The organism is Streptomyces panaciradicis (genome assembly GCF_023516615.1).
Taxonomy (GTDB): Bacteria; Actinomycetota; Actinomycetes; order Streptomycetales; family Streptomycetaceae; genus Streptomyces; species Streptomyces panaciradicis.
Genome location: NZ_JAMGBF010000079.1, coordinates 1 through 22,148, shown reverse-complemented (window position 1 = coordinate 22,148; position 22,148 = coordinate 1). Strand labels below are relative to the sequence as shown.

The following is a 22,148-nucleotide window of genomic DNA, read 5'->3' as shown; positions in this document are numbered from 1 at the left end:
CGACGGGTGCAAGAGGGCCGTGGTGAGGCCGTGGTGTGGCGCAATCGCGCCCTGACGCTCTTCGACCGGGTCTCCGTGCCCGTCGCCGTGTGCGACGTCTACGGCGACGTCCTGCTCGCCAACCCCGCGATGGCGGCGGAGTGCGGGACGACGCCGGGGCGGCTGCGCGGCCGTGCCGTGCTGGAGCTGTTCCGGCCGCAGGAGGCCACGCAGGTGGAGCGGATCGCCGAGGCGCTGCGGCTCAGGCACCGGTCGCGGTACCAGGTGTCGGTGCTCTGGGAGGCGCCGGGCGGGGCCGAGCGGTTCGGCGAGCTGACGGCCGACCCGGTCAGCGACACCGTGGAGGAGACGCCCGCGCTGCTGGTGATGCTGCGCGTCCTGGGCACCCGCGAGCCGGCGGCGCCGGAACCGGCCCGCGTCGCGCCCGTCGAGGCCCGCATCCTGGCGCTGCTGGCCGGGGGCGCGACCACCGCCCGGGCCGCCAGGGAGACCGGGCTGACCACGGACGGGGTCACCTACCACCTGCGGCGGCTGTCGGCACGCTGGGGCGCGTCGAACCGCACCGAACTGGTGGCGCGCGCCTACGCGCTCGGCGTGCTCAACCCCGGGCTGTGGCCGCCGGAGGCGTAGGCGGTGCCCGCGCCCTGCGGAGCGCCGAAGCGGGCGAGGGTGTGCCAGACCATCTTCAGGTCCTGCAGTTCGTGGCGGCCGGTGCGCGCGGCGTCGCCGATGATCCGCGGGTCGATCCGGCCGTCCTCGGCGATCCGGGCGCCGAGGGCGGCGTACTCGGGCCCCCGGTAGTCGGCGTGCTCGCGCAGCTCTTCCACCGTGAGCCGGTAGCCGGGGTGCCACTCGACGGGGCAGGGCAGCCGGCGGGCCTCGGCCTCGACGGCGGTGCCGCGGTAGCACGCGTCCAGGACGAGCGCCTCGACGTGCCGGGCGAGCCGGACGCCGCCGTGGACCTGCGCCTCGATGTAGTCGTTGAGGGCGTCCTGCTCGTCGGCCTCGGCGAGCGCGATCAGCGACATCCCGGCGGCGACCCCGAAATCGGCCGGCTCGGCGGCGCTGTCGGGATAGCAGAAGGTGGTCCGCTCCAGGGTGTCGGCGGTGAGCCGGAAGTGCGAGGAGCCGAACCGCGGGGCGGCGCCGACCACTTGGCGCCGGAAGTTCAGCCCGCCGTACACGGGCCGCTCGTGCGGATCGGCGTCGTCGTAGGCGCCGCCGAAGATCCGGCTCTCCCAGCGCCGGCGGTCGCCGCCGGGGTGCGCGGTGAGGCCGCCGTTGCTGGTGCCGGTGACGAACTGCGAGTGGTAGGCGCCGTCCTGGGCCATGGCCCGCAGGATGGGCAGCCCGCCGGTCAGGCGGTCGGGATGGAAGTTCAGTGTGATCCGCGGCTCGGGGCCGACGGCCGGCCCGGAGGAGCGGGCGGCCACGTGCCGCAGCGCCCGCAGTGTCCGGTCCGTCGCGAGATCGCTCGAATCCACCGGCTTCCCTTCGTAGGTGCTGACGTCCTGCCCAAGAGATCACTCATCGGCGGGGGCGTGCGCAACTCATTTGCCGGCGGGCCGTGTCCCGCGCGGGTCACGGGGTCCAGTGCGGATCACGGGGTCCAGTGCGGATCGCGGCCCAGGAAGGCCAGCAGGGCGTCGGCCCGGTCGTGCTCGTACGGCAGCGGCCTGGCGGGTGCGAAGACCTGGTAGGAGTTCCGGAGATGGTCGACGAGCCGCTCCGCCGCCGGCCAGATCCCCTCGGCCAGCTCCACGGCCAGTGGGCGGTCCTGGCCGGTGGCGACGGCGATGTCCCAGGCGTGCACGGCCGCGTCCATGGCGGCGGCCGCCGCGGCGAGCGGCGGGGACAGCGGGCCGAGGGGCGTCGGCACCTGCTCGGCGTCCGCGGGCACCGCGGCATAGGCCTCGGCAACCTGGTCCAGCACCTTGCCGAGCTCGGCCGCCGGGTCGCCGTCGAGGGCGTCGGCCGGATGGAACGGGTCGGAGTCCGGACGGCCGCCGGAGAGCGCGAGGCCGTAGCCCTGCTGGTCGATCCGGGCGTGGTTGAGGACCTGACGCACGGTCCACTCGGTGCACGGCGTCGGCGCTCCCCACGCCGACTCGGGCACCGCGGCGACGACGTCGCCGAGATAGCGGTGCGCACGTGTGAGAACCTCGAAGTCCCGGGTGTCCGCCATCACCGTTCTCCCCTCTTGCCGTCCCTCGGCCATGGCCAACAATCTAGGTGTCCTTGCGGACAGTTACGGTCCGCGATCGAACGTCGTACGTGCGCGAGCCAGTGGAGGAACAGCCCGTAGTGCCAGATGTACGTGAGTGGAGGGCGTCCCTCGTCCGGTACGTGAAGCGCCGCCGCGACCCGGTGGTGGTGCAGACGCTCCGGTCGGCCGTCGCGGCGACAGGGGCCTATGTCGTCGCGCTGCGGCTGAGTCCCGAGGCGGCGCCGCTGACCGCGCCGCTCACCGCGCTGCTGGTCGTCCAGGTCACCCTGTACGCCACGCTCACCAACGGCATCCGCCGGGTCAACTCGGTGGTGGCCGGCGTCCTGGTCGCCATCGCCTTCAGCCAGCTGGTCGGTCTGACCTGGTGGAGCCTCGCGCTGCTGATCGTGGCCTCGCTGGCCGTGGGGCGGCTGGTGCGGGTCGAGGAGTACGTCCCCGAAGTGGCGATCAGCGCCATGCTGGTCCTCGGGGTCACCGCCGTCGGCGACACGGCGTGGGCCCGGATCGTGGAGACGCTGATCGGCGCCGTCGTCGGCATGGCCTGCAATCTGCTCCTCGCGCCGCCCGTGTGGGTGGACGAGGCGGGCGAGTCGATCGAGGGACTGGCCCGGCGGGTGCGGCAGCTGATGCTGCGCATGGGCGAGGAGGCCGCCGGGCGCACCCCGGTCGAGCACGCGACCGAGCGGCTGCACGAGGCGCGCCGCCTGGACCACGACATCGTCGAGGTGGACGCGGCGCTGCGGCAGGCCGAGGACAGTCTGCGGCTCAATCCGCGCGTGCGGGAGGGACTGCTGCACCGGGTGGTGCTGCGCACCGGGCTGGACACGCTGGAGATCTGCACGGTGGTGCTGCGGGTGCTCGCCCGCACCTTCACCGACCTCGCCAAGCAGCGCGATCCGGAGCCGCTGTTCGCGCGCGAGACGGGGGCCGCCGTGGAGCGGTTGCTGTCCGAGATCGCGGACGCGGTGGTCAGTTTCGCGGTCCTGGTCACCACCAGCGTCAGCGTCAGCGCGGAGTCGGCCGAGGAGCGGCTGGCCGCGGAGCTGCGCCAGGCCGGGACGACCCGGGACAAGCTGGCCCAGCTGCTGCTGGAGGAGGTCCAGCGCGACGCCCGCAGCTGGCAGCTGCACGGCGCGGTGCTGACCGAGGTCAACCGCATCCTCGACGAGATGGACACCGAGCACCGCTCACGCCGGCTGCTGGAGGAGCTGGACCGGGCCTCCGGCGAGCAGCGCGAACGCATGCCGCGGCTGACCCGGCTGCGGGCGGGCCTGCGCGACTCCGGCCGGCTGCGCGTGCCGGAGGTGCTGCGCCGGAACCGCGGGGGTGCCCGGCGTCGTTCCAGGTGATGTGGTCACCGGGGGCGCGTACGTCTCCGGCAACGGAGAACGAAGGGGGCGGGCCGATGGCCGAGAGCGGCGTGCGGATCGACGGGAACACCCTGCGGTTGCCGGGCGGGGTGGCGGTGCGCTTCGTGCGCACCCTGCGGCTGCCCGAGACGGGGACGCATCCGCTGCCGCCCGGGCTGGGCGAGTTCCCGGTCCGGCGGGTGGCGGACTATCCGGACACGGCGCCCGAGGCGTGGCGTGCGCGCGGCGGGGTGATGCTGCCGGTGTACCTGCGCGAGGCGATGTGGCTGAGTTTCTCGGGCACGACCGAGCCGGCCGCCCTCCAGGTGGGGGTGGGCAAGGTGTGCGCGGTCTCGGGCAGGCCGTGGAGCGACCGGCTCTCCCGCAAGCCGCAGAACTACGTCGTCCTGCCGCGTCAGCCCTGGCTGGACGGCATCAACTCGGGCAAGGGAACCGTCCGTCAGTTCGTGGCGGTGCCGCTGGGCCTGGGCGCGACCGTCGAGGGGCAGGTCACCGGCGAGGAGGTGTGGGGCGGCGTACAGCTGCAGTCCTTCCCGCTGCGCGAGGGGAAGCTGGCCGAGTGGCGGGAGGCGGAGCGGCGCCGCGCGGAGCTCGCCCGGGAGCGGGGCCCCGCGCCGGGCGGCGGCTACGGAATGGCGATGCCCATGGCGGCGCCGCCGGCTCCGGGCGCCGTCCCCGCTCCCGCCGCGGCGCGGGCGCCGCGGGCCGCGGCGGCCATGGGGCTCGGCGTCGGCGGCTCCATGCGGCAGGAGGTCTACCAGGACGACCGGCGGCTCGACGACTGGTCCGAGCGGCCCGCCGGGCGGGTCTTCGTGCACCTGGTGACGCCTCCGGAATGGCGCCGCATCACCGGCGAGGCGCCCCCGCCGTCACCGGTGGACCGCGCCGCCTACACCCGCGCGGGCCTGCCCTGGTACGACTACTACGACCAGGACGCCCAGGACCTCTCCCCCACCGACACGCTGGAGGCGGTGAAGCCGGTCGGCGACTGGCTCGGCGACGACCACACCCCCTGGCAGCCCCCGTCCCCCCACCAGATCACCCCCCCTGAAGGACGCCCCGGGCAAGCCGGTGGAGGACGGCGACTGGTAGGACCCGGGCAGAGCGGTGAGCGTAGGGCGTGGGCCGGGCGGTGCCTCGTGGGACGCGACCCGGACGGTGAGTGGTGGGGCCGGGGCCGAGCGGTGACTCGCGGGCCCCGGCCCGGACGCCGACGCGTGGGGCCCAGCCCGGACGGCGAGGCGTGGGACGCGCCCCGGATGTCGGCTTCCAGGGAGTCCCCGGCGCCTCGTCGGCGACGAGCCTGCGGCCGGCGGCGCACGCCCGGGCGGGATGGGCCACCACGGCCTCTGCCCGGCACCCCACTCCCGGACGAGACGGCCACCACCACCCGTGCCCGGCAGCGCACACCCGGGCGGGACGAGCCACCACGCCCTGTGCCCGACGCCCACTCCCGGGCGGGACGAGCCACCACGGCCTGTGCCCGGCGCCGCACTGCCGGGCGGGACGGCCACCACCACCCGTGCCCGGCAGCGCACGCCCGGGCGCGACGGGCCACCACCACCTGTGCCCGGCGCCCCACTCCCGGACGAGACGGCCACCACCACCCGTGCCCGGCAGCGCACACCCGGGCGGGACGAGCCACCACGCCCTGTGCCCGACGCCCACTCCCGGGCGGGACGAGCCACCACGGCCTGTGCCCGGCGCCGCACTGCCGGGCGGGACGGCCACCACCACCCGTGCCCGGCAGCGCACACCCGGGCGGGACGAGCCACCACGCCCTGTGCCCGGCGGCGCACGTCCGGGCGAGACGGGCCATCGCTCGTGGCGGGTGGTGGTCGGCGGTCGTGATCACGGGACCGGGCAGGACTCGCCGCGCCCGGCACGTTCCTCGCGGACATGCCAGGACCGCCCGTGGCGAGGTGGCCGACAGTCGTGCCCGTGAATTGCACGGCGTGCAACACGTGGGGCCGTTGTTTGCGCGTGATGGGGGCTTCGCGTCAAGGTGGCTTGTCGGGCGGAGACGGGCGATCACGCGAGGTGCGGGCCATGGGCAGTGGGACACGGGCGGCGAGCGGCGGCTGGAGCAGGCGCCGCTTCGTCGGTGCGCTCGCCGGACTCGGCTCGGTGACGGCGCTGCCGGCCTGCGCGCCGCCGGGGAACGCCGGGAGCGGCCCGGCGTCACGGCACGCGGCGTCCTCGGCGTCCTCGCACCCCGCGCCGGCGGCCACCCCGAGGCCGAAGACCGAGCCCACCGGCCCCCGACCCCTCTTCCTCGGCACGTACACGAGCGTCGACGGCGGCGGGAAGGGCATCGGGCTCGCTGCCTACGACCCGTCGACGGGCCGGATCACCGGCACCGGGACGGTGACCGGGGTCGCCGATCCGTCCTACCTCGCCGTGCACCCGGACGGGCACACGCTCTATGCGGTCGACGAGCGGGACGCCGGCGCGGTGACCGCCGTGCGTCTGGCCGACCGCGAGGTCCTCGGCAGCCGGAGCACCGGTGGGGCGGGCCCGTGCCATCTGTCGGTGCATCCGAGCGGCCGCTGGCTGCTGAGCGCCAACTACGGCTCGGGCAGCGTGGCCGTGCACCCCATCACCGGCTCGGGCGGGCTCGGCGAGCGCGCCGACCTGGTCACGCACTCCAGTCCGGCCCCCGGCCCCGGTCAACAGGGGCCGCACGCCCACCAGTTCATCACCAGCCCGGACGGCGGTCACGTACTCGCCGTGGACCTGGGCACGGACACGGTCTACAGCTACCGCCTGGACGAGCGCACCGGCAGGCTCACCGAGGCCGCGCGGGCCGCGGCGAAGCCGGGAGCCGGTCCGCGGCATCTCACCTTCCATCCCGGCGGCCGTCACGCCTACCTGGCCAACGAGGTCGACGACACGGTCACGGTGTGCGCGTACGAGCCGTCCACGGGCCGTCTGACGATCGGCGAGCCCCAGTCGACGGGGTCGGGCGCGGGCACCAACTACCCGGCACAGATCCTGGTCACGGCGAACGGCTCGTACGCCTTCCTCGCCAACCGCGGCGACAACACCCTCGCGCGGTACGCGATCGAGCGGGACGGTGCCCGGCTGCGGCTGCTCGGCACGGTGCCGGTGGCCGGTGACTTCCCCCGTCAGATCGCCTCCTCCCCCGACGGCGCGCTGCTGTTCGCGGCGAACCAGAAGTCGGGCACGGTCAGCGTCTTCCATGTGGACGACGGCAGCGGTGAACTGCGGCTGGCGGGCGAGCCGTTCGCCTCACCGGTCGCGGTCTGTGCGCTGCCGCTGTAGGGCCCGCGGGCAGGCGGCGGCAGCGGCCTGGCCGAGGAGGGCGTGCATGCGCTCGGTGAGCTGCGCGACGTCGTCGGCGGGCGTGTGGAACGGCAGGCGTACGTCGCCGTGGGCGCGGGTGCGTTCGATGCGCAGCGTCAGGCCGTGCCGGTCGACGGCGAGCGGCTGGACGCGGACCGCGCCGTACAGACTGGCGTGGTCGACGAGGCGCGTCAGGCGCTCGACCGCGTCGGCGTGGCAGTCCGCGAGGTGGGTCAGCAGATGGGCCTCGGCCTGCGCCAGGGGGTCGGGCGCGGCGGCGGCGAACTCGTCGAGGTCGACGACCACCGCCCCGGAGGGCTGCCGCAGCACGATCCTCGTCGGCCGGAACGCCAGCCGCTCGCCTTCGGGGGTGAAGGACCCCGCCATCCACAGTCTGGCCCGGATGCGATCGCGTACGGGGACGGGTGCCACGTCGGCGAACTCCAGCACGGCGGACGGCTGTCCGCGCGGGGCGAAGATCGCGGTCGCGAGCAGCGCGCTGTCCTCGGGCACGCCGACCAGCACCCGGCCGTCCTCGGCGACCGTGTGCGCGCCGACGAACTCCTCGCGTCCACCTTCCGCGGTGATCGCGCAGGACCATGCCGCGGCCAGCACCGAGCGGGCCCGTTCCGCCGCGGCGGGCGCCGCAGTCCAGCTGTGGCTGTCACCCATCCCAGGACCTCCTTAGGTAAGCCTTGCCTAACCTATCGGAGTTCGGGGTGTACGCCAACACCGCCTCCGCGTGGGGAAGGGCCCTGTTCAGGCGGCGATGACGCCGAGCAGCGCCCGGGCGCACAGATCGCGCACCTGCTCGCGCGTCAGCTCCGAGCCGCGCAGCCACTCCAGGCAGACCGCCGTGGTGAAGGCCAGCCAGCCGCGGACGGCGAGCCGGAGGTCCGGGCGCGCCTCGGCGATCGGGCCGAGTTCCGGGTCGCGCGCCAGCGCCGCCAGGATCTGCCGCTCCTGCGCCCCGAGCGCCCGCTGGTAGACGCGCCGCACGGCCTGGTCCCCCGCCGCGTCCGCGCGATGGAAGGCACGGAAGCCGTGCGCGTGGGCATGGACGTACTCCAGGAAGACGTCCAGGTTCGCGGTGAGCTGCTCACGGGCCGGCACCCCCGGCACCGGCTCCGTCATCCGCAGCATCCGCTCGCTCTCCCGCTCGACGACCGCGAGGAAGAAGTCCCGCTTGGCCGGAAAGTAGTGGTAGAGCAGTCCGCGGGAGACGCCGGCGATCTCGGCGACCTGCTCGATCCACACGTCGTCGTACGGATTCTCGGAGAACAGCCGCGCCCCGACGGAGAGCAGCTGCTCGCGGCGCTCCTCGGTGCTCAGTCGGCGGCGCGTGCGCCCGCCCGGGTTCGCGGCCATCCCCCGCACTTTACTTGACGTCGATTCAACAGCGGGACCACACTGGGCGCGCTATTGAACCCACGTACAACTGGCTCGACTGCCGCTGGATCGAGGGAGATCGTGTGAGGGCGGAGACCACGACGAGGCCGCCGCTGCCGGGCGGCTTCCGCAGCGCCGAACAGGGCTGGCCGGAGCTGCATCGCATCCCGCACCCGCCGCGCCGGCTCCCGCTGCTCGGGGACGTGCTGGGCGCCAACCGGGCCACCCCGCTCCAGGACTCGCTGCGCTTCGCCCGCCAGTTGGGGCCGATCTACCGGCGCAAGGCGTTCAACCGGGAGTTCGTGTTCGTCTGGGGCGCCGATCTGGTGGCCGACCTCGCGGACGAGTCGCGGTTCGCCAAGCACGTGGGCCTCGGGGTCGCCAACCTGCGGCCGGTGGCCGGCGACGGGCTGTTCACGGCGTACAACCACGAGCCCAACTGGCAGCTGGCGCACGATGTGCTGGCCCCGGGGTTCAGCCGGGAGGCCATGGCGGCCTACCACCCGATGATGCTGGACGTGGCCGGGCGGCTGACCGACCACTGGGACCGCGAGCAGGCGGCGGGCCGGGCGGTGGACGTGCCCGGCGACATGACCAAGCTGACGCTGGAGACCATCGCGCGGACCGGCTTCGGCCATGACTTCGGCTCCTTCGAACGGGACCGGCCGCACCCCTTCGTCACCGCGATGGTGGGCACCCTCACCTACGCCCAGCGGCTCAACTCCGTCCCGTTCCCCGCCCTGTTGCGGCGGGCCGCGCGGCGCAACGAGGCGGACATCGCCCGCCTCAACCGCACCGTCGACGACCTGGTCCGGGCCCGGCGGGCGACGAGCGGGGACGGCGACCTGCTGGACCGGATGCTGGAGACAGCGCACCCGGAGACGGGCGAGCGGCTGTCGGCCGAGAACGTCCGCCGGCAGGTCATCACCTTCCTCGTGGCGGGGCACGAGACCACCTCGGGCGCCCTCTCCTTCGCCCTGTACTACCTGGCCCGCCACCCCGAGATCGCGGCCCGCGCCCGCGCCGAGGTCGACCGGGTCTGGGGCGACACCGCTGCACCCGACTACGACCAGGTGGCCAAGCTGCGCTACGTGCGCCGGGTCCTGGACGAGTCACTGCGGCTGTGGCCGACGGCACCGGCGTACGCCCGCGAGGCGGTCGAGGACACCGTGCTGGCCGGGCGGCACCCGATGCTGCGGGGCGCCTGGACGCTGGTGCTCACGCCGATGCTGCACCGCGATCCCGCCGCGTGGGGCGCCGACGCCGAGCGGTTCGACCCGGACCGCTTCGACCCCAAGGCGGTCCGCTCCCGCCCCGCGCACACCTTCAAGCCGTTCGGCACCGGAGCGCGGGCGTGCATCGGACGCCAGTTCGCGCTGCACGAGGCGACGCTGGTGCTGGGGCTGCTGCTGCGCCGGTACGCGTTCGTCCCCGATCCCGCTTACCGGCTGCGGGTGACCGAGCGGCTGACGCTGATGCCGGACGGGCTGCGGCTGCACCTGGAGCAACCCGGGGTCACGGCCGCTGCGACGGCCGCAGTCGAGGAGGCGCCGTCAGAGGCGCGCTGTCCAGTGCGCGGGGCGCGTGACTGAACCGGGCAGCCGGGTGCCCTCACTCCCCCGGGCCGCCGTGAGCTGGGGCTGGGTGAGGAAGAACGCCCCGGTCAGATCGGCGTCGGAGAGGTCGGCGTCGCGCAGGTCGGCGCCGATGAGGTCCGCGTACCTCAGGTCGGCGCCGGTGAGGTCGGCGGCGATGAGGTAGGCGCCGCGCAGGTTCGCGCCGCGCAGGTCGGCGCCCTTGAGGCGGGCGCCCATGAGGTCGGCCCCGCGGCGGTCCTTCTTGCGGCCGCGGACGCCGGCACGGACGAGTTCGCTGGTCTTGAGCAGGAGCACGTTGACCTGCTGCCGGTGGGCGCCGACGTCCAGCCCGGCGAGCTCGTCGGGGGTCTGGCGGGTGAGCTCCCGCGTCTGCTCCAGGGCCCGGCGCAGGTCGGCGTGGACCGGGCGCGCGGCGGGCAGGTCGAGGGCCTCGGTGAGGTACCAGAGCAGTTCGTGCAGTTGCCGGACGACCGGGAACACGTCGAACATCCGCCGGGCGCGTTCCCGCGGGCCCGTGCGCCAGTCCTGGCCGCCGAAGGTGACCTGCGAGACCTGCTGGCCGGCGCCGAAGCAGTCGTAGACCGTGCAGCCGGTGAAGCCCTCCGGGCGCAGGCGGGCGTGGATGCCGCAGCGATGGTCGTCACGGAGGTTCGGGCAGGGGGTGCCGGCCGCCTTGTCGAGGGCGAAGTCGGCGGACGCCGCGAAGGGCAGGGCCACACAGCACAGTCCGAAGCAGTTCGCGCAGTCGCCGCGCAGGTCGGCACGGCCGACGGTCCCCTCTTGCATATCGCACACCTTATCGAAAGAGGGTCGGTGGGACCTGCCGGCCGACGGTCCGCGGTTCAGCCGGAGAGCAGGACGCGCAGCCACTGCTCCTCGCGGGCCTCGACGTACTCGGCGTCCCCGCGCCAGGCGTCGCCGTGCCCCTCGGCCCAGAGCCTGGACCAGGGCTGGTTGCCCAGCGCGTGCTGCTCCCGCAGGAAGTCGTGCATCGCGCGGGTGCGGCGGCCCAACAGCGGTACGAGCAGGCGCCGTTCGGCTTCGTCGAGGCCGTAGGCGTCGGCGAACAGGCGCAGCCGGGCGGCGGCGTCGGGGGTCTGCCAGTGGGGGTGCGCGGACAGCGGGACGAAGCCGCGCACGGCGTAGGCGACGTCCCAGAGGCGGGAGCCGGGGGCCGCCGTGTCCCAGTCGATGAACGCCCACCCGCCCACACCGGCGACGAGGTTCCAGGGCGCGAGGTCCTGGTGGGCGATGATGTCGTCGCCCTCGGCGGGCATGAGCACCTGCCAGCACGCGTCCTCGGGCGGCCGGAAGTCCTGTACGGCGTCGTGGAAGTCTCGGATCAGCCGCGCCACCCGGACCAGTCCCGCCTCGGGCTCCACCAGGGCGAACCGGTCCGGCCAGACCACCTCACCCGGTACGAAGCTCAGCACCTCGCGGCCCCGCTCGTCGATCCCGAGCGGGCGGGGCGCGGACCGGAAGCCCGCCTGGTGCAGGTGTGTGAGCAGGGCGTGCACCGACGGCGTCCAGGGTCCCGCGGGCCGGCGCACGGTGTCGCCGACGCGGACCACACCGGCGCTGGCGTTCCCGCCGGTCAACTGCTGTTCCTCTGCGTCCGGCATCAGGCCAGTCTCTCCGAACACCCACCGGGAAGCACCTCATTTGACCGGCGCCCGGGCCCGTCGGGCGACCGCACCTCACCGATGATTTTCCGGCGGTGTGGGGGTCTCCTCATACAACCGAAAACAAGCTCGTGTACCACGGACACGAACCCCTCTCAGGCGGGAGCCGGACGGATCGAGGAGTCGGACCATGTGCAGCCACCAGCCACCCTGCCCCACCGCGGACAGCCCGCTCCACCACGGCGCCGTGATCGTGTCGTCCCACCCCGAACAGGGCTGGAGTCTGCTGTGCAATGGAACGATCATGTTCGACGACACCGGTGAGCTGCTGCCGGACGGGCGGGTCGTCGACCCGCACCGCGTCCTCGACCCGCTCACCGTGGCGGCCTGACCCGCTCGGGGGCGCGGGCTAGCGGGCGAACACCTCGAACGCCACCGCCGGCCTGCCTCCGAACCGCTCCGCGAGCCGCTGGGCGTTCTCCGTCAGGAAGGCGCGGGCGTACGTCTCGGGGTCCTCGTCGGTCAACGCCTCGATGTAGGTGCGGTGTTCGAGCAGGGAGCGCACCGCCCGTTCCAGGCCGGCCGTGGCGTCGACCGCGTGCGTGGGTGAGGCCGAGCCGGCGACGGCGACCCAGCGGACGCCGTTCCAGGGCTCCAGTCCCCGCTCGGTGAGCTCGGGGAAGATCCACCGGTTCCCGGCGTCCGCGGCCGCGTCCAGGGTGGCCCGGCCGACGGCGACGTGGTCCGGGGTGTTCCAGGCGACGCCGCCCCAGGTGTCCCGGTGGTTGAGGGTGATCACCAGCTCGGGCCGGTGCTGGCGGATCGCCGCCGCGATGTCCCGGCGCAGGGCGACGCCGTACTCGACCACGCCGTCCCGGTGGTCGAGGAACTCCACCTCCGACACCCCCACCACCGCGGCGCTCGCCCGCTGTTCGCGTTCCCGCAGCGGCCCGCACTCGGCGGGCGCCAGTGTGTCGATGCCCGCCTCGCCGCGGGTCGCCAGCAGGTAGGCGACCTCGCGGCCCTCGTCGGTCCAGGTGGCGATCGCCGCCGAGCAGCCGTACTCGAGGTCGTCGGGGTGCGCCACGACGGCGAGCGCGCGCCGCCAGTCGCCCGGCAGGGGCGGGAGCTGGATGATCTTCGGCTCGGTCATGGGCGCAGACTAGTGCGTGGCGACGGCCTCACACCTCGTCGTGGACGAGGGCGAGCAGCCGGTCCAGGACGCGCTGTCCGCCCGCGCGGACGCCGTCGTGCTCGAACTCGTCGGTCACCCAGGTGCGCAGGCCCCGGATGGTGCGGGCCGTCCGCAGGGCGTGGGCCGTGTCGACGTACATGTCGTCGTGGTAGACGGCGGCCGCGACCGGCACCTCGTTGGCGGCGAGCCGGGCGGGGTCGTAGAGGGGGCGCCAGTCCGTGCGCTCCGCGAGCAGATCGGCCGTCTCGCGCAGGGGCCGCAGCGCCGGGTCGCAGTCGAACATCCAGGGGTGGATCGACTCGCCGGTGAACAGCATCGGTCCGTCGCCGGCGAGCGCCTTGGCCGCGTCGAACTGCGGGAACTCGGCGCGCACGCGCTCGGCCGACCAGGCGGTGGGGCGCTCGTCCTGGGCATAGCACGCCTCGTGGACGAGGGCGTAGAGGGGGTGGCCGGCGTACGACAGCAGGCCCTGTACGTCCTCCTGGAAGGCGTCGGAGAGCTCCGCGCCGTGCGGGGTGCGGACGAAGGCGTGCTCCAGGAGGTGGTGGAGGCGGTGGGTGCCCTCGCCGCCGCCCAGGAGGATGCCGAGGGACTGGAAGGCCTCGGCGGTGAGCCGGTAGCCGTTCGGCAGGGTCACGTCGTGGGTGAGGAGGTGGTCGGCGATGCGGCGGGCGCGTTCGACGTCCTGCGGGTAGCGGGTGTAGTGCGCGGCGACCTTGCGCTCGATGCGGGGGTAGGCGGCGCGGTAGACGTCGTCGGCGTGCGCGTCGAGGGAGGGCAGGCCGCCGGTGATCAGGGCCGCGGTGAGGCCTTCGGGGGCGCGGGAGAGGTAGTGGACGGCGCAGAAGCCGCCGAAGCTCTGGCCGAGCACGGTCCAGGGGGCGCCGCCGGTGACCGCCGGGCGGATGGCCTCGCAGTCGCGGACGATGGAGTCGGCGCGGAAGTGGGCGAGGTAGTCGGCCTGTTCGGCGGGGCCGCCGCGCAGCGGCAGGGTCTGCCGGTTGGCGGGGGTGGAGTGGCCGGTGCCGCGCTGGTCGAGCAGGAGGACGCGGTACTCCTTCAGGGCGCGGCCGAGCCAGGACGGCCTGCCGATGAACCGGTTGGCCCCGAAGCCCGGACCGCCCTGGAGGTAGACCAGCCACGGCAGGTTCCGGTCCGCCTTCTCGCTCGCGACGACCTCACGGACGTAGAGCTCGATCGTCTCCCCGGCCGGGTCGTCGTGGTCGAGGGGCACGGTGAAGCGGCGGTCGGTGAGGACGACGCCGGGCTGGCGGTACGTGGCGGTCAACGGGTCTCCCGGGACGGACGGTCTTCTGGCCGCGTCCCACTTCACCACATGACCGCGCCCGTGCCGACCTCCGGGATCATGAAATTTACTGAACGGTCGATCAGCGGGCGGAGAGACTGGAGCGCCGCACCACCAGTTCCGGCTGGAGCACGACCCGCCGGTGTTCGTGCCGGGTCGTGCCGGTCTCGGCCTCCGTCTCCTCCAGCAGCAGCTCCGCGGCCATGGCGCCCATGGTGACGGCGGGCTGCCGTACGGAGGTGAGCGGGACGGCCGCGGCGGCGGCGAACTCGATGTCGTCGTAGCCGACGATGGCGAGGTCCTCGGGGACCTTTATGCCGGCCGCGTACATGGCCTGCAGGACACCGAGGGCGAGCAGGTCGTTGGCGCAGAAGACGGCGGTGGGCCGGTCGGCCAGGCCGAGCAGGCGGGCGCCCGCGTCCCGGCCGGCCGCCACGTCGAGCCGCTCGGTGGGCAGCTCCCGCAGGCAGTCCGGGCCGAGGCCGGCCTCGGCGAGGGCGTTCAGCGCGCCGATGCGGCGGTCGCGGACCTGGTTCAGGCCGGGCGGCCCGCTGACGTAGGCGATGGAGAGGTGCCCGGCGTCGACGAGGTGGCGCACGGCCAGGGCGCCGCCCGCGACGTCGTCGACGGACACCGAGCACTCGGTGGTGCCCTCGGCGACCCGGTCGACGAGGACGAAGGGGATGTTGTGCCGCCGGAACGTCTCGATGTTCCGGCCGGTCGCGTCGGCGGGGGTGAGCAGCACGCCCCGGACCCGCTGCTCGGCGAAGAGCGACAGGTACTCGGCCTCCTCGCCGGCGCTCTGCGCGCTGTTGCAGACCATCACGCCGAGCCCGGCGTCGCGGGCGGCGCGCTCGGCACCGCGGGCGACGTCGACGAAGAACGGGTTGCCCATGTCGAGGACGAGCAGCCCCATGATCCGGCTGCGGCCCGCGCGCAGCTGGCGCGCGGACTCGCTGCGGACGTAGCCGAGCCGGTCTATCGCGGACTGCACCCGTGCCCGGGTCTCCGTGGCGACCGTGTCCGGACGGTTGATCACGTTCGACACCGTGCCGACGGAGACTCCGGCGGCACGGGCGACGTCCTTGATACCCACCGACTGGGCCATCAGGCAGGGACCTCCAGTAGAACGCGGAGCGGCGGGAAGAGGACCTTCACATTACCGTCATCGCCCCGCACATCGGCGCCGGTCACGCGGGCAGTGCGAAGTCGACGACATGGAGTGCCGAGGGGGTCGTACCGCTCGACTTCTCCTGGTACATGAAGGACAGCACGTTGTCGTACCTCACCCGCATCTCGTCGATGACGACCTCGCCGAAGGCGTTGAGGTCGCTGCCGTCGTACAGCAGGGTCCAGTCGGTGTACCCGGAGGCCTTCGACGCGGCGGCGATCCGGCCGAAGGGGAAGACCGCGTAGGCGTTGTCGTACTTGTCCAGGACCAGTTTGGTGCGCTGGCTGGAGTTCAGGGGGACCGGGATCTCGGTCTTCTGCCAGCTGCCCGAGGCGTTCTTGCGGACGTGGAAGGCGCGCCCGTTGGCGGTGCGGTCGGCGACGTAGTTCGTGGTGCACTGGCCGAAGCGGCCCGGAACGTAGCTGATGATCGCGTGCGGGAGGCCGGTGGAGTCCGTCCACTGGCTCTCCTGGTTCATCAGGGAGTGGTCGGGGTTGAGGGAGTCGACGACCAGGCCGGAGTCGGTGACGGCGACGGTGTCCGAGGTGCCGGTGGTGGCGACCAGGGTGCCGGCGTCGTTGCGCCAAGTGCGGCCGCGGTCGGTCGAGTAGACGTAACCGGTGTCGTGGTTGGTGATGCCGCCGCTGTTGCACATCACCGCCGCGTTCTGCTCGCGCCAGGTGAAGAAGGAGTGCAGCCGGCCGGCCGCGTCGTAGTCGATGCCGTGCAGGTACATGTTGCGGGCGGTGGAGGAGCCGTGCGAGCTGGTGTACGTGCCCGTGGAGGCGGACCACTCCCCCAGTGCCGTCCAGCTCGAACCGTCGTACTCGGCGAGGGCGTTGCGGCCGTTGCCGGAGACGCCGACCCGGTAGCTGAGCTGGAGCCTGCCCTCGGGGGTGGAGACGAACTGCGGGTAGGTGAACTGCGAGGTGAGGGCGAGGCCGTCCATGGACGTCTGGACCGCGCCGAACACGGACGAGGTCCAGGCGGTGGTGGCGGGGTTGTCCAGCAGCCCGGCGACGGACTTCACGTAGAAGTAGCCGTCGCTGTGCGAGTCCATGTTCAGGTGCAGCCGGCCGTCGACCTCGGAGACGCCCATGGAGATGACGTTGTGCGAGTCGCTGGTCTTGAGGACGTGGGAGAGGGTGACGGTGGACCAGCTGCTCGCGGTGAGCGCGCGCCGGCCGACGACGGCGTTGCCCGTCGACGTGTACCAGGCGGCGTACTGGTAGCCCTTGTAGGTCAACAGGCCGTTCTTCTGGAACGAGTTGTTGTTGACCAGGCCGTCGTAGGAGACGAAGAAGACCGCCTGGGCGTCGAGTCGGGTGGTGCCCTGCTTGCTGACGGCGGGGCCGGGGTCGGCGGCCCGCGCGGTGCCCGGTGTTGCCACGGCCGCGAGTATGGCGGTGGCGAGCACGGTGCGTCTTCTCATGAGCGGCTCCAGCGGGGGTGGGGACGATCAGCGGGGACGGTCGGCGGGTTCGGGTCAGGCGAGGTGGAACACCTCGGTGAGCGGTTTCATGGCCTCGTCGGGCCGGGCGCCGTCCAGCGACTCGAAGAACGGCCCCATCTCCTCCTGCCAGCGGGCGTTGACCTCGGTGGCCTCCATGCCGGCGAGCGCGGCGTCGAAGTCCTCGGTCTCCAGGTAGCCGACGAGCAGGCCGTCGTCGCGCAGGAAGAGGGAGTAGTTGTGCCAGCCGGTGGCGGAGAGCGCCGCGCGCATCTCCGGCCACACGGCGGCGTGGCGTTCGCGGTACTCGGCGATCCGGTCCTCGCGGACCTTGAGGAGGAAACAGACGCGCTGCATGGAAGTACCGGCTCCCGCGGGGGGTGTGGGGGGATCAGAAGTTGAACTGGTCGATGTTCTTGGCGGTGAACACGGTCGGCTTGCCGAGGGTGATCACGCCGTCCTTGCCGATGGTGTACGTGGTCGAGCCGGCCTTGAAGGTCTCGCCCTCCTTGCCGGTGATCTGGCCGGAGGACAGCGCGACGGCGGTGCGGGCGGCCAGGTCGCCGAGCTTGGCCGGGTCCCACAGCTCGAAGCCCTCGACGGTGCCGTTCTTGACGTACTTGCGCATGTCGTTGGGGGTGCCGAGGCCGGTCAGCTTGACCTTGCCCTTGTACTTGGAGCCGGACAGGTACTGGGCGGCGGCCTTGATGCCGACGGTGGTCGGGGAGATGATCCCCTTCAGGTTCGGGTACTGCTGGAGCAGGCCCTGGGTCTGCTGGAAGGAGGCCTGGGCGTCGTCGTTGCCGTAGGCGATCTTCACCAGCTTGACGTTCTTGTACTTCGGGTCCTTCAGCTCGTCCTTCATGTACCCGATCCAGGTGTTCTGGTTCGTGGCGGTCTGGGCGGCGGACAGGATCGCGATCTCGCCCTTGTAGCCGATCTGCTGGGCGAGCAGCTGCACCTCGGTGCGGCCGAGGTCCTCGGCGGAGGCCTGGGAGACGAAGGCGTTGCGGCAGTCGGGCTTGGTGTCGGAGTCGTAGGTGACGACCTTGATGTCGTTCTTCATGGCCTGCTTCAGCGCGGTGCACAGGGCGCCCGGGTCCTGCGCGGACACGGCCATCGCGTTGACCTGCTGCTGGGTGAGCGTGTTGACGTAGGAGACCTGGCCGGCGGTGTCGGTGGCGCTGGAGGGGCCGACCTCCTTGTACTTGCTGCCGAGTTCGGTCAGCGCCTTCTCGCCGCCCTTGTCGGCGGAGGTGAAGTACGGGTTGTTGACCTGCTTGGGCAGGAAGCCGACGGTCAGGCCCTTCTTCAGCGCGGCGTTCGGGTCGGCCTTCGCGGTCGAGGAGGCGGAGGCGTTGTCGCTGCCGGAGTTGTTCTTGGTGGTGCCGCCGCAGGCGGTCAGCGCGAGAGCGAGCGAGGTGCCGGCGGCGAGGGCCGCGCAGGTACGACGGACGGATGACTTGCGCATGGTGAGGTTTCCTTTACGAGGGTGAGGAGTTACGACGTCGGAGTCGAGGCGGCGGCTCTGCGTCCCGCCCTCGCGACGGAGATTTGCCGTGCGACCCGGGGGCCGAGCACGGAGATGACGAGCAGGACGCCGGTGACGACGATCTGCGACTGGGCGGAGACGTTCAGCAGACTCATCACGTTCTGCAGCGCTCCGAGGAGGAAGACGCCCGCGATGGCGCCGCCGAGGGTGCCCCGGCCGCCGTCGAAGTCGATGCCGCCGAGCAGCACCGCGGCGACGACGGACAGTTCGAGCCCGGTGGCGTTGTCGTAGCGGGCGCTGGCGTAGTGCAGCGCCCAGAAGATCCCGGTGAGGGAGGCCATCAGGCCGGTCACCGTGAACAGGATCAGCTTGTGCCGCTTGACCCTGATCCCGGCGAACCGCGCCGCCTCCTCGCTCGCGCCGATCGCGAACAGCGACCGCCCGAAGGGGGTGGCGTGCAGCACCACGACGGCGATGGCGAGCAGGACGAGGAAGGGCAGGAAGGCCTGCGGGAGGAAGGTGTTGCCGAGCCGTCCGGACGCGAAGTCCAGGTACTGGGTGGGGAAGTCGGTCACCGCGTCGGAGCCGAGCACGATCTGCGCGATGCCCCGGTAGGCGGCGAGGGTGCCGATGGTGACGGCGAGGGAGGGCAGTCCGAGCCGGGTCACGAGCAGGCCGTTGACGAGCCCGCAGACGACACCGAGCAGCAGGCACAGCGGGATGATCGTCTCGATCGCCATGCCGTCGTTCCACAGTTTGCCCATCACCGCGCCGGACAGGCCGGCGGTGGAGGCGACGGACAGGTCGATCTCACCGGCGACGACCAGCAGGGTCATCGGCAGGGCGATCAGCGCGATGGGCAGGGTGTTGCCGATCAGGAACGACAGGTTGAGGGCGTTGCCGAACCCGTCGACGGTGCCGAACGACAGCAGGAGCAGCAGGATCAGCAGCGCGCCGACGACCGTGTCCCAGCGGACCGCGCGCGTGAGGGACTCAGGCATTGCGGGCGTTCCTCTTCTTCAGGGCGGAGGCCACGCGCAGCGCGACGATCCGGTCGACCGCGATGGCGAGGATGAGCAGGATGCCGTTGATGGCGAGCACCCAGACCGAGCTGACGCCGAGGGCGGGCAGCACGCTGTTGATGGAGGTCAGCAGCAGGGCGCCGAGCGCGGCCCCGTACACGCTGCCGGAGCCCCCGGTGAAGACCACGCCGCCGACCACGACCGCGCTGACGACGGTGAGTTCGTAGCCGGTGCCGGTCCCGGAGTCGACGTTGCCGAAGCGGGCCAGGTACATGGCGCCGGCGAGGCCCGCGAGGCCGCCGCAGAAGGTGTACGCGGCGAGGATCCGCTTGCGGACGGGGATGCCGGCGAGCCGGGCCGCCTCCGGGTTGGAGCCGAGCGCGTACAGCTCGCGGCCGCTGCCGAAGTGCTTGAGGTAGTACGCCGTCGCCACCAGCACCGCCAGCGCGATCAGCGCCAGGTACGGCACCGCGGAGATGCCGCCGGAGCCGAAGTCGACGAAGCCGCCCGGCAGGTCGGCCGCCGTGATCTGACGGGAGCCGACCCAGATGGAGTCGATGCCGCGGATGATGTACAGCGTGCCGAGGGTGACGACGAGCGCGGGCACCTGGCCGAGGCTGACGAGCAGGCCGTTGAGCAGTCCGAACCCGACGCCCATCAGGACCGCCAGCCCGATGGCGATCACCGAACTGCCGCCGCCGTGCAGGTAGTCGCCGGCCGCGAAGGCGCAGATGCCGAGGGTCGAGCCGACGGACAGGTCGACGTTCCTCGTGATCACCACCAGGGACTGGCCGGTGGCGACCAGCACCAGGATGGTGGCGTTCAGCAGCAGGTCCTTGATGCCCTGCTCGGACAGGAACTCGCTGTTGCCGGCCTGGGTGATGCCGATCATCACCAGGAAGACGACCAGGATGGCGAGCTCGCGCATCTTGAAGACGCGGTCGACGAGCCGGGTGCCGCTGGACTTGGGCACCTCGGCGACGGGGGTCTCGTTGGGAGCGGTCACCGTCATGCGGCGGCCCTCCCGGTGGCTGCGGCCATCACGGTTTCCTCGGTGGCTTCGGCGCGTGGGATCTCTGCGGTCAGCCGGCCCTCGTGCATGACGAGCACGCGGTCGGCCATGCCGAGGATCTCGGGCAGGTCGGAGGAGATCATCAGGACGGCGACGCCGTCGGCGGCGAGCTGACTGAGCAGCCGGTGCACCTCGGCCTTGGTGCCGACGTCGATGCCCCGGGTGGGCTCGTCGACGATCAGCACCTTGGGGCCGGTGGCGAGCCACTTGGCCAGGACGACCTTCTGCTGGTTGCCGCCGGACAGGGTGGAGACGGCGTCCGCGATCCGGGCGTACTTCACCTGGAGCTTGACCGCCCAGTCCAGGGACCGGTCGCGCTCGGCGCCGCGGTCCATCAGGCCGGCCCGGACGGTCGTGCGGAGTCCGGTGAGGCCGATGTTGCGCTCGATGGACATGCCCATCACCAGGCCCTGGGCGCGCCGGTCCTCGGGGACGAGGGCGAGCCCGGCGGCCATCGCGGTGGACGGGGCGCCGTTGGTCAGCTTGCGGCCCTCGACCTCGACCTCGCCGGCATCCCAGCGGTCGATGCCGAAGACGGCCCGGGCCACCTCCGTGCGGCCGGCGCCGACGAGTCCGGCGAGGCCGACGATCTCGCCGTGCCGGACCTCGAAGGAGACGTCGGTGAAGACGCCCTCGCGGGTCAACCGCCGCACACTGAGGGCGACTTGACCGGGCTCGACGTCCTGCTTGGGGTACAGCTCCTCGAGGTCGCGTCCGACCATGCGCCGTACGAGGTCGTCCTCCGTCATGCCCTCGACCGGCTCGCTGGCGATCCAGGCGCCGTCGCGCAGGGTGGTGACCCGCTGGCAGATCTCGAAGATCTCCTCCAGCCGGTGGGAGATGAACAGCACGGCGGCGCCCTGCTCGCGCAGGGTGCGCACGACACCGAAGAGCCGGGCCACCTCGCTGCCGGTCAGGGCGGCCGTCGGCTCGTCCATGATCAGGACGCGGGCGTCGAAGGAGAGCGCCTTGGCGATCTCCACGATCTGCTGGTCGGCGATGGACAGGCCGCGCGCCGGGCGGTCGGGGTCGAGTTCGACGCCGAGCCGCTTCATCAGCCGCAGCGTCGCGGTGTGCGTGGCCTTGTGGTCGATCCGGCCCAGCGCACGCCGGGGCTGGCGGCCCATGAAGATGTTCTCGGCGATCGAAAGGTCGGGGAAGAGCGTGGGCTCCTGGTAGATGACGGCGATGCCCGCGTCGCGAGCGTCACCGGGTCCGTGGAAGACGACGGGCCGGCCGTCGAGCAGCACCCGGCCGGCGTCCGGCCGGTGGACGCCGGCGAGCGTCTTGATCAGGGTCGACTTGCCCGCGCCGTTCTCTCCGGCGAGGGCGTGCACCTCTCCGGGGAACAGCTCCAGGGACACGTCCCGCAGGGCACGTACGGCCCCGAAGGACTTCGAGATGTCCTCGAGCGCCAGCACCGGGGCCGGACCCGTGTCGGACGGGTGGGTCATGAGGGGCTCCTCGACGACGCCCGGGAAGCACCTCGCGACGTCGTGAAAGGTTTCAACTTGGTTGCCGGGACGTTAGGCGCGTACGCCATGTCACGTCAATGGGTGAGCCCCGAAAAAATTTCGAGAGCCCTTCGAGAGCCAAAGGTCACGGTGAGGCTACGGGCAACAGAGTGCGCCGGAACGCTTGACACTCCTCCGGAGCGTTCTAAGCTTCGCTTCCTGAATCGATTCATCCACAGGCCGTACGGACGCCATTCCGGCCCGATGTCACAGGAGCCCTGAAGTGACCGAGCTCGCCGCGGTGAAGACCGCGCTGAAGACCCAGGCAGTCGAGACGCCGTCGTGGGCGTACGGGAACTCGGGGACCCGGTTCAAGGTGTTCGCCCAGCAGGGAGTTCCCCGCACACCCCAGGAGAAGCTGGCCGACGCGGCCCAGGTGCATGCCGTCACGGGTGTGGCGCCGACGGTGGCGCT

At 72.6% G+C, this 22,148-nt stretch carries 20 protein-coding genes and 2 pseudogenes; 7 read left to right on the top strand and 15 right to left on the bottom strand.

The features are described 5' to 3' along the window. Window positions 1–30: 30 nt before the first annotated feature. Window positions 31–630, top strand: coding sequence for a PAS domain-containing protein (locus tag M8J74_RS25165; RefSeq protein WP_372500260.1), 600 nt, complete (start codon window positions 31–33; stop codon window positions 628–630). Here M8J74_RS25165 and M8J74_RS25160 read toward each other — a convergent pair. Both M8J74_RS25160 and M8J74_RS25155 read right to left on the bottom strand, forming a co-directional pair. Beyond that, window positions 582–1,484 (bottom strand): DUF3626 domain-containing protein, encoded by a 903-nt coding sequence (locus tag M8J74_RS25160; RefSeq protein WP_249838630.1) that lies wholly within the window; start codon window positions 1,482–1,484, stop codon window positions 582–584. The two genes, M8J74_RS25165 and M8J74_RS25160, sit on opposite strands and share 49 nt — an antisense overlap. A 116-nt stretch (window positions 1,485–1,600) precedes the next feature. Further along, the gene (locus M8J74_RS25155) at window positions 1,601–2,185 is read right to left on the bottom strand and encodes a TIGR03086 family metal-binding protein (protein WP_249838629.1); all 585 of its coding nucleotides are present in this window, start codon (window positions 2,183–2,185) and stop codon (window positions 1,601–1,603) included. Window positions 2,186–2,304: 119 nt separating this feature from the next. On the opposite strand from M8J74_RS25155, the gene M8J74_RS25150 reads away from it, so the two are divergent. From M8J74_RS25150 to M8J74_RS25140, 3 genes and pseudogenes are all read left to right on the top strand, one after another. Next, window positions 2,305–3,576, top strand: coding sequence for an FUSC family protein (locus M8J74_RS25150; RefSeq protein ID WP_249838628.1), 1,272 nt, complete (start codon window positions 2,305–2,307; stop codon window positions 3,574–3,576). A gap of 56 nt (window positions 3,577–3,632) precedes the next feature. Then, a pseudogene (locus M8J74_RS25145) lies at window positions 3,633–4,689 on the top strand (hypothetical protein). 957 nt (window positions 4,690–5,646) lie between these two features. Then, on the top strand, window positions 5,647–6,882 hold the full coding sequence (locus M8J74_RS25140) for a lactonase family protein (RefSeq protein ID WP_249838627.1): 1,236 nt from the start codon (window positions 5,647–5,649) through the stop codon (window positions 6,880–6,882). On the opposite strand, the gene M8J74_RS25135 is transcribed toward M8J74_RS25140, so the two are convergent. Together M8J74_RS25135 and M8J74_RS25130 are read right to left on the bottom strand one after the other, a co-directional pair. Further along, a complete protein-coding gene (locus M8J74_RS25135) occupies window positions 6,850–7,575 on the bottom strand; it encodes a DUF2470 domain-containing protein (protein ID WP_249838626.1) in 726 nt (241 codons plus the stop codon). The two genes, M8J74_RS25140 and M8J74_RS25135, sit on opposite strands and share 33 nt — an antisense overlap. Before the next feature lie 87 nt (window positions 7,576–7,662). Then, window positions 7,663–8,271, bottom strand: coding sequence for a TetR/AcrR family transcriptional regulator (locus M8J74_RS25130; protein WP_249838625.1), 609 nt, complete (start codon window positions 8,269–8,271; stop codon window positions 7,663–7,665). 104 nt (window positions 8,272–8,375) lie between these two features. Here M8J74_RS25130 and M8J74_RS25125 point away from each other — a divergent pair, with 104 nt between their 5' ends. Further along, the gene (locus M8J74_RS25125) at window positions 8,376–9,884 is read left to right on the top strand and encodes a cytochrome P450 (protein ID WP_249838624.1); all 1,509 of its coding nucleotides are present in this window, start codon (window positions 8,376–8,378) and stop codon (window positions 9,882–9,884) included. Here the strand turns inward: M8J74_RS25125 and M8J74_RS25120 are convergent. Next, on the bottom strand, window positions 9,846–10,676 hold the full coding sequence (locus M8J74_RS25120; protein WP_249838623.1) for a pentapeptide repeat-containing protein: 831 nt from the start codon (window positions 10,674–10,676) through the stop codon (window positions 9,846–9,848). The two genes, M8J74_RS25125 and M8J74_RS25120, sit on opposite strands and share 39 nt — an antisense overlap. A gap of 56 nt (window positions 10,677–10,732) precedes the next feature. Then, complete coding sequence (locus tag M8J74_RS25115) at window positions 10,733–11,512, bottom strand: phosphotransferase enzyme family protein (RefSeq protein ID WP_249838622.1); 780 nt, start codon at window positions 11,510–11,512, stop codon at window positions 10,733–10,735. Between the two features lie 190 nt (window positions 11,513–11,702). On the opposite strand from M8J74_RS25115, the gene M8J74_RS25110 reads away from it, so the two are divergent. Continuing rightward, window positions 11,703–11,903, top strand: a complete 201-nt coding sequence (locus M8J74_RS25110; RefSeq protein ID WP_249838621.1) for a DUF5999 family protein — start codon at window positions 11,703–11,705, stop codon at window positions 11,901–11,903. A gap of 18 nt (window positions 11,904–11,921) precedes the next feature. Here M8J74_RS25110 and M8J74_RS25105 read toward each other — a convergent pair whose 3' ends face one another. From M8J74_RS25105 to M8J74_RS25065, 9 genes are all read right to left on the bottom strand, one after another. Next, a complete protein-coding gene (locus M8J74_RS25105; protein ID WP_249838620.1) occupies window positions 11,922–12,665 on the bottom strand; it encodes a PIG-L deacetylase family protein in 744 nt (247 codons plus the stop codon). Window positions 12,666–12,693: 28 nt separating this feature from the next. Next, window positions 12,694–13,995: an alpha/beta fold hydrolase gene (locus M8J74_RS25100; protein WP_249838619.1), complete on the bottom strand. Its 1,302-nt coding sequence runs from the start codon at window positions 13,993–13,995 to the stop codon at window positions 12,694–12,696. 100 nt (window positions 13,996–14,095) lie between these two features. Then, a complete protein-coding gene (locus M8J74_RS25095; RefSeq protein ID WP_249838618.1) occupies window positions 14,096–15,121 on the bottom strand; it encodes a LacI family DNA-binding transcriptional regulator in 1,026 nt (341 codons plus the stop codon). A gap of 82 nt (window positions 15,122–15,203) precedes the next feature. Next, on the bottom strand, window positions 15,204–16,616 hold the full coding sequence (locus M8J74_RS25090; RefSeq protein WP_249838617.1) for a BNR repeat-containing protein: 1,413 nt from the start codon (window positions 16,614–16,616) through the stop codon (window positions 15,204–15,206). A gap of 54 nt (window positions 16,617–16,670) precedes the next feature. Further along, a complete protein-coding gene (locus tag M8J74_RS25085; protein WP_249838616.1) occupies window positions 16,671–16,991 on the bottom strand; it encodes an L-rhamnose mutarotase in 321 nt (106 codons plus the stop codon). Between the two features lie 34 nt (window positions 16,992–17,025). Beyond that, a complete protein-coding gene (gene rhaS, locus M8J74_RS25080) occupies window positions 17,026–18,105 on the bottom strand; it encodes a rhamnose ABC transporter substrate-binding protein (protein WP_249838615.1) in 1,080 nt (359 codons plus the stop codon). Between the two features lie 29 nt (window positions 18,106–18,134). Beyond that, a complete protein-coding gene (locus M8J74_RS25075; RefSeq protein WP_058921447.1) occupies window positions 18,135–19,127 on the bottom strand; it encodes an ABC transporter permease in 993 nt (330 codons plus the stop codon). After that, the gene (locus M8J74_RS25070; protein WP_249838614.1) at window positions 19,120–20,160 is read right to left on the bottom strand and encodes an ABC transporter permease; all 1,041 of its coding nucleotides are present in this window, start codon (window positions 20,158–20,160) and stop codon (window positions 19,120–19,122) included. The genes M8J74_RS25075 and M8J74_RS25070 overlap by 8 nt, the downstream gene beginning before the upstream one ends. Then, window positions 20,157–21,674 (bottom strand): sugar ABC transporter ATP-binding protein, encoded by a 1,518-nt coding sequence (locus M8J74_RS25065; protein ID WP_249838613.1) that lies wholly within the window; start codon window positions 21,672–21,674, stop codon window positions 20,157–20,159. Before M8J74_RS25065 ends, M8J74_RS25070 begins: the two co-directional genes overlap by 4 nt. 283 nt (window positions 21,675–21,957) lie before the next feature. On the opposite strand from M8J74_RS25065, the pseudogene M8J74_RS25060 reads away from it, so the two are divergent. Then, a pseudogene (locus M8J74_RS25060) lies at window positions 21,958–22,148 on the top strand (L-rhamnose isomerase); the annotation flags it as partial.

What these genes read in the sequence shown, in the direction of transcription:
- M8J74_RS25155 (WP_249838629.1), bottom strand. Translation starts at nt 2,185, where the DNA reads ATGGCGGACACCCGGGACTTCGAGGTTCTCACACGTGCGCACCGCTAT.
- M8J74_RS25140 (WP_249838627.1), top strand. Translation starts at nt 5,647, where the DNA reads ATGGGCAGTGGGACACGGGCGGCGAGCGGCGGCTGGAGCAGGCGCCGC.
- M8J74_RS25135 (WP_249838626.1), bottom strand. Translation starts at nt 7,575, where the DNA reads ATGGGTGACAGCCACAGCTGGACTGCGGCGCCCGCCGCGGCGGAACGG.
- M8J74_RS25130 (WP_249838625.1), bottom strand. Translation starts at nt 8,271, where the DNA reads ATGGCCGCGAACCCGGGCGGGCGCACGCGCCGCCGACTGAGCACCGAG.
- M8J74_RS25120 (WP_249838623.1), bottom strand. Translation starts at nt 10,676, where the DNA reads ATGCAAGAGGGGACCGTCGGCCGTGCCGACCTGCGCGGCGACTGCGCG.
- M8J74_RS25115 (WP_249838622.1), bottom strand. Translation starts at nt 11,512, where the DNA reads ATGCCGGACGCAGAGGAACAGCAGTTGACCGGCGGGAACGCCAGCGCC.
- M8J74_RS25110 (WP_249838621.1), top strand. Translation starts at nt 11,703, where the DNA reads ATGTGCAGCCACCAGCCACCCTGCCCCACCGCGGACAGCCCGCTCCAC.
- M8J74_RS25105 (WP_249838620.1), bottom strand. Translation starts at nt 12,665, where the DNA reads ATGACCGAGCCGAAGATCATCCAGCTCCCGCCCCTGCCGGGCGACTGG.
- M8J74_RS25095 (WP_249838618.1), bottom strand. Translation starts at nt 15,121, where the DNA reads ATGGCCCAGTCGGTGGGTATCAAGGACGTCGCCCGTGCCGCCGGAGTC.
- M8J74_RS25090 (WP_249838617.1), bottom strand. Translation starts at nt 16,616, where the DNA reads ATGAGAAGACGCACCGTGCTCGCCACCGCCATACTCGCGGCCGTGGCA.
- M8J74_RS25085 (WP_249838616.1), bottom strand. Translation starts at nt 16,991, where the DNA reads ATGCAGCGCGTCTGTTTCCTCCTCAAGGTCCGCGAGGACCGGATCGCC.
- rhaS (WP_249838615.1), bottom strand. Translation starts at nt 18,105, where the DNA reads ATGCGCAAGTCATCCGTCCGTCGTACCTGCGCGGCCCTCGCCGCCGGC.
- M8J74_RS25075 (WP_058921447.1), bottom strand. Translation starts at nt 19,127, where the DNA reads ATGCCTGAGTCCCTCACGCGCGCGGTCCGCTGGGACACGGTCGTCGGC.
- M8J74_RS25070 (WP_249838614.1), bottom strand. Translation starts at nt 20,160, where the DNA reads ATGACGGTGACCGCTCCCAACGAGACCCCCGTCGCCGAGGTGCCCAAG.
- M8J74_RS25065 (WP_249838613.1), bottom strand. Translation starts at nt 21,674, where the DNA reads ATGACCCACCCGTCCGACACGGGTCCGGCCCCGGTGCTGGCGCTCGAG.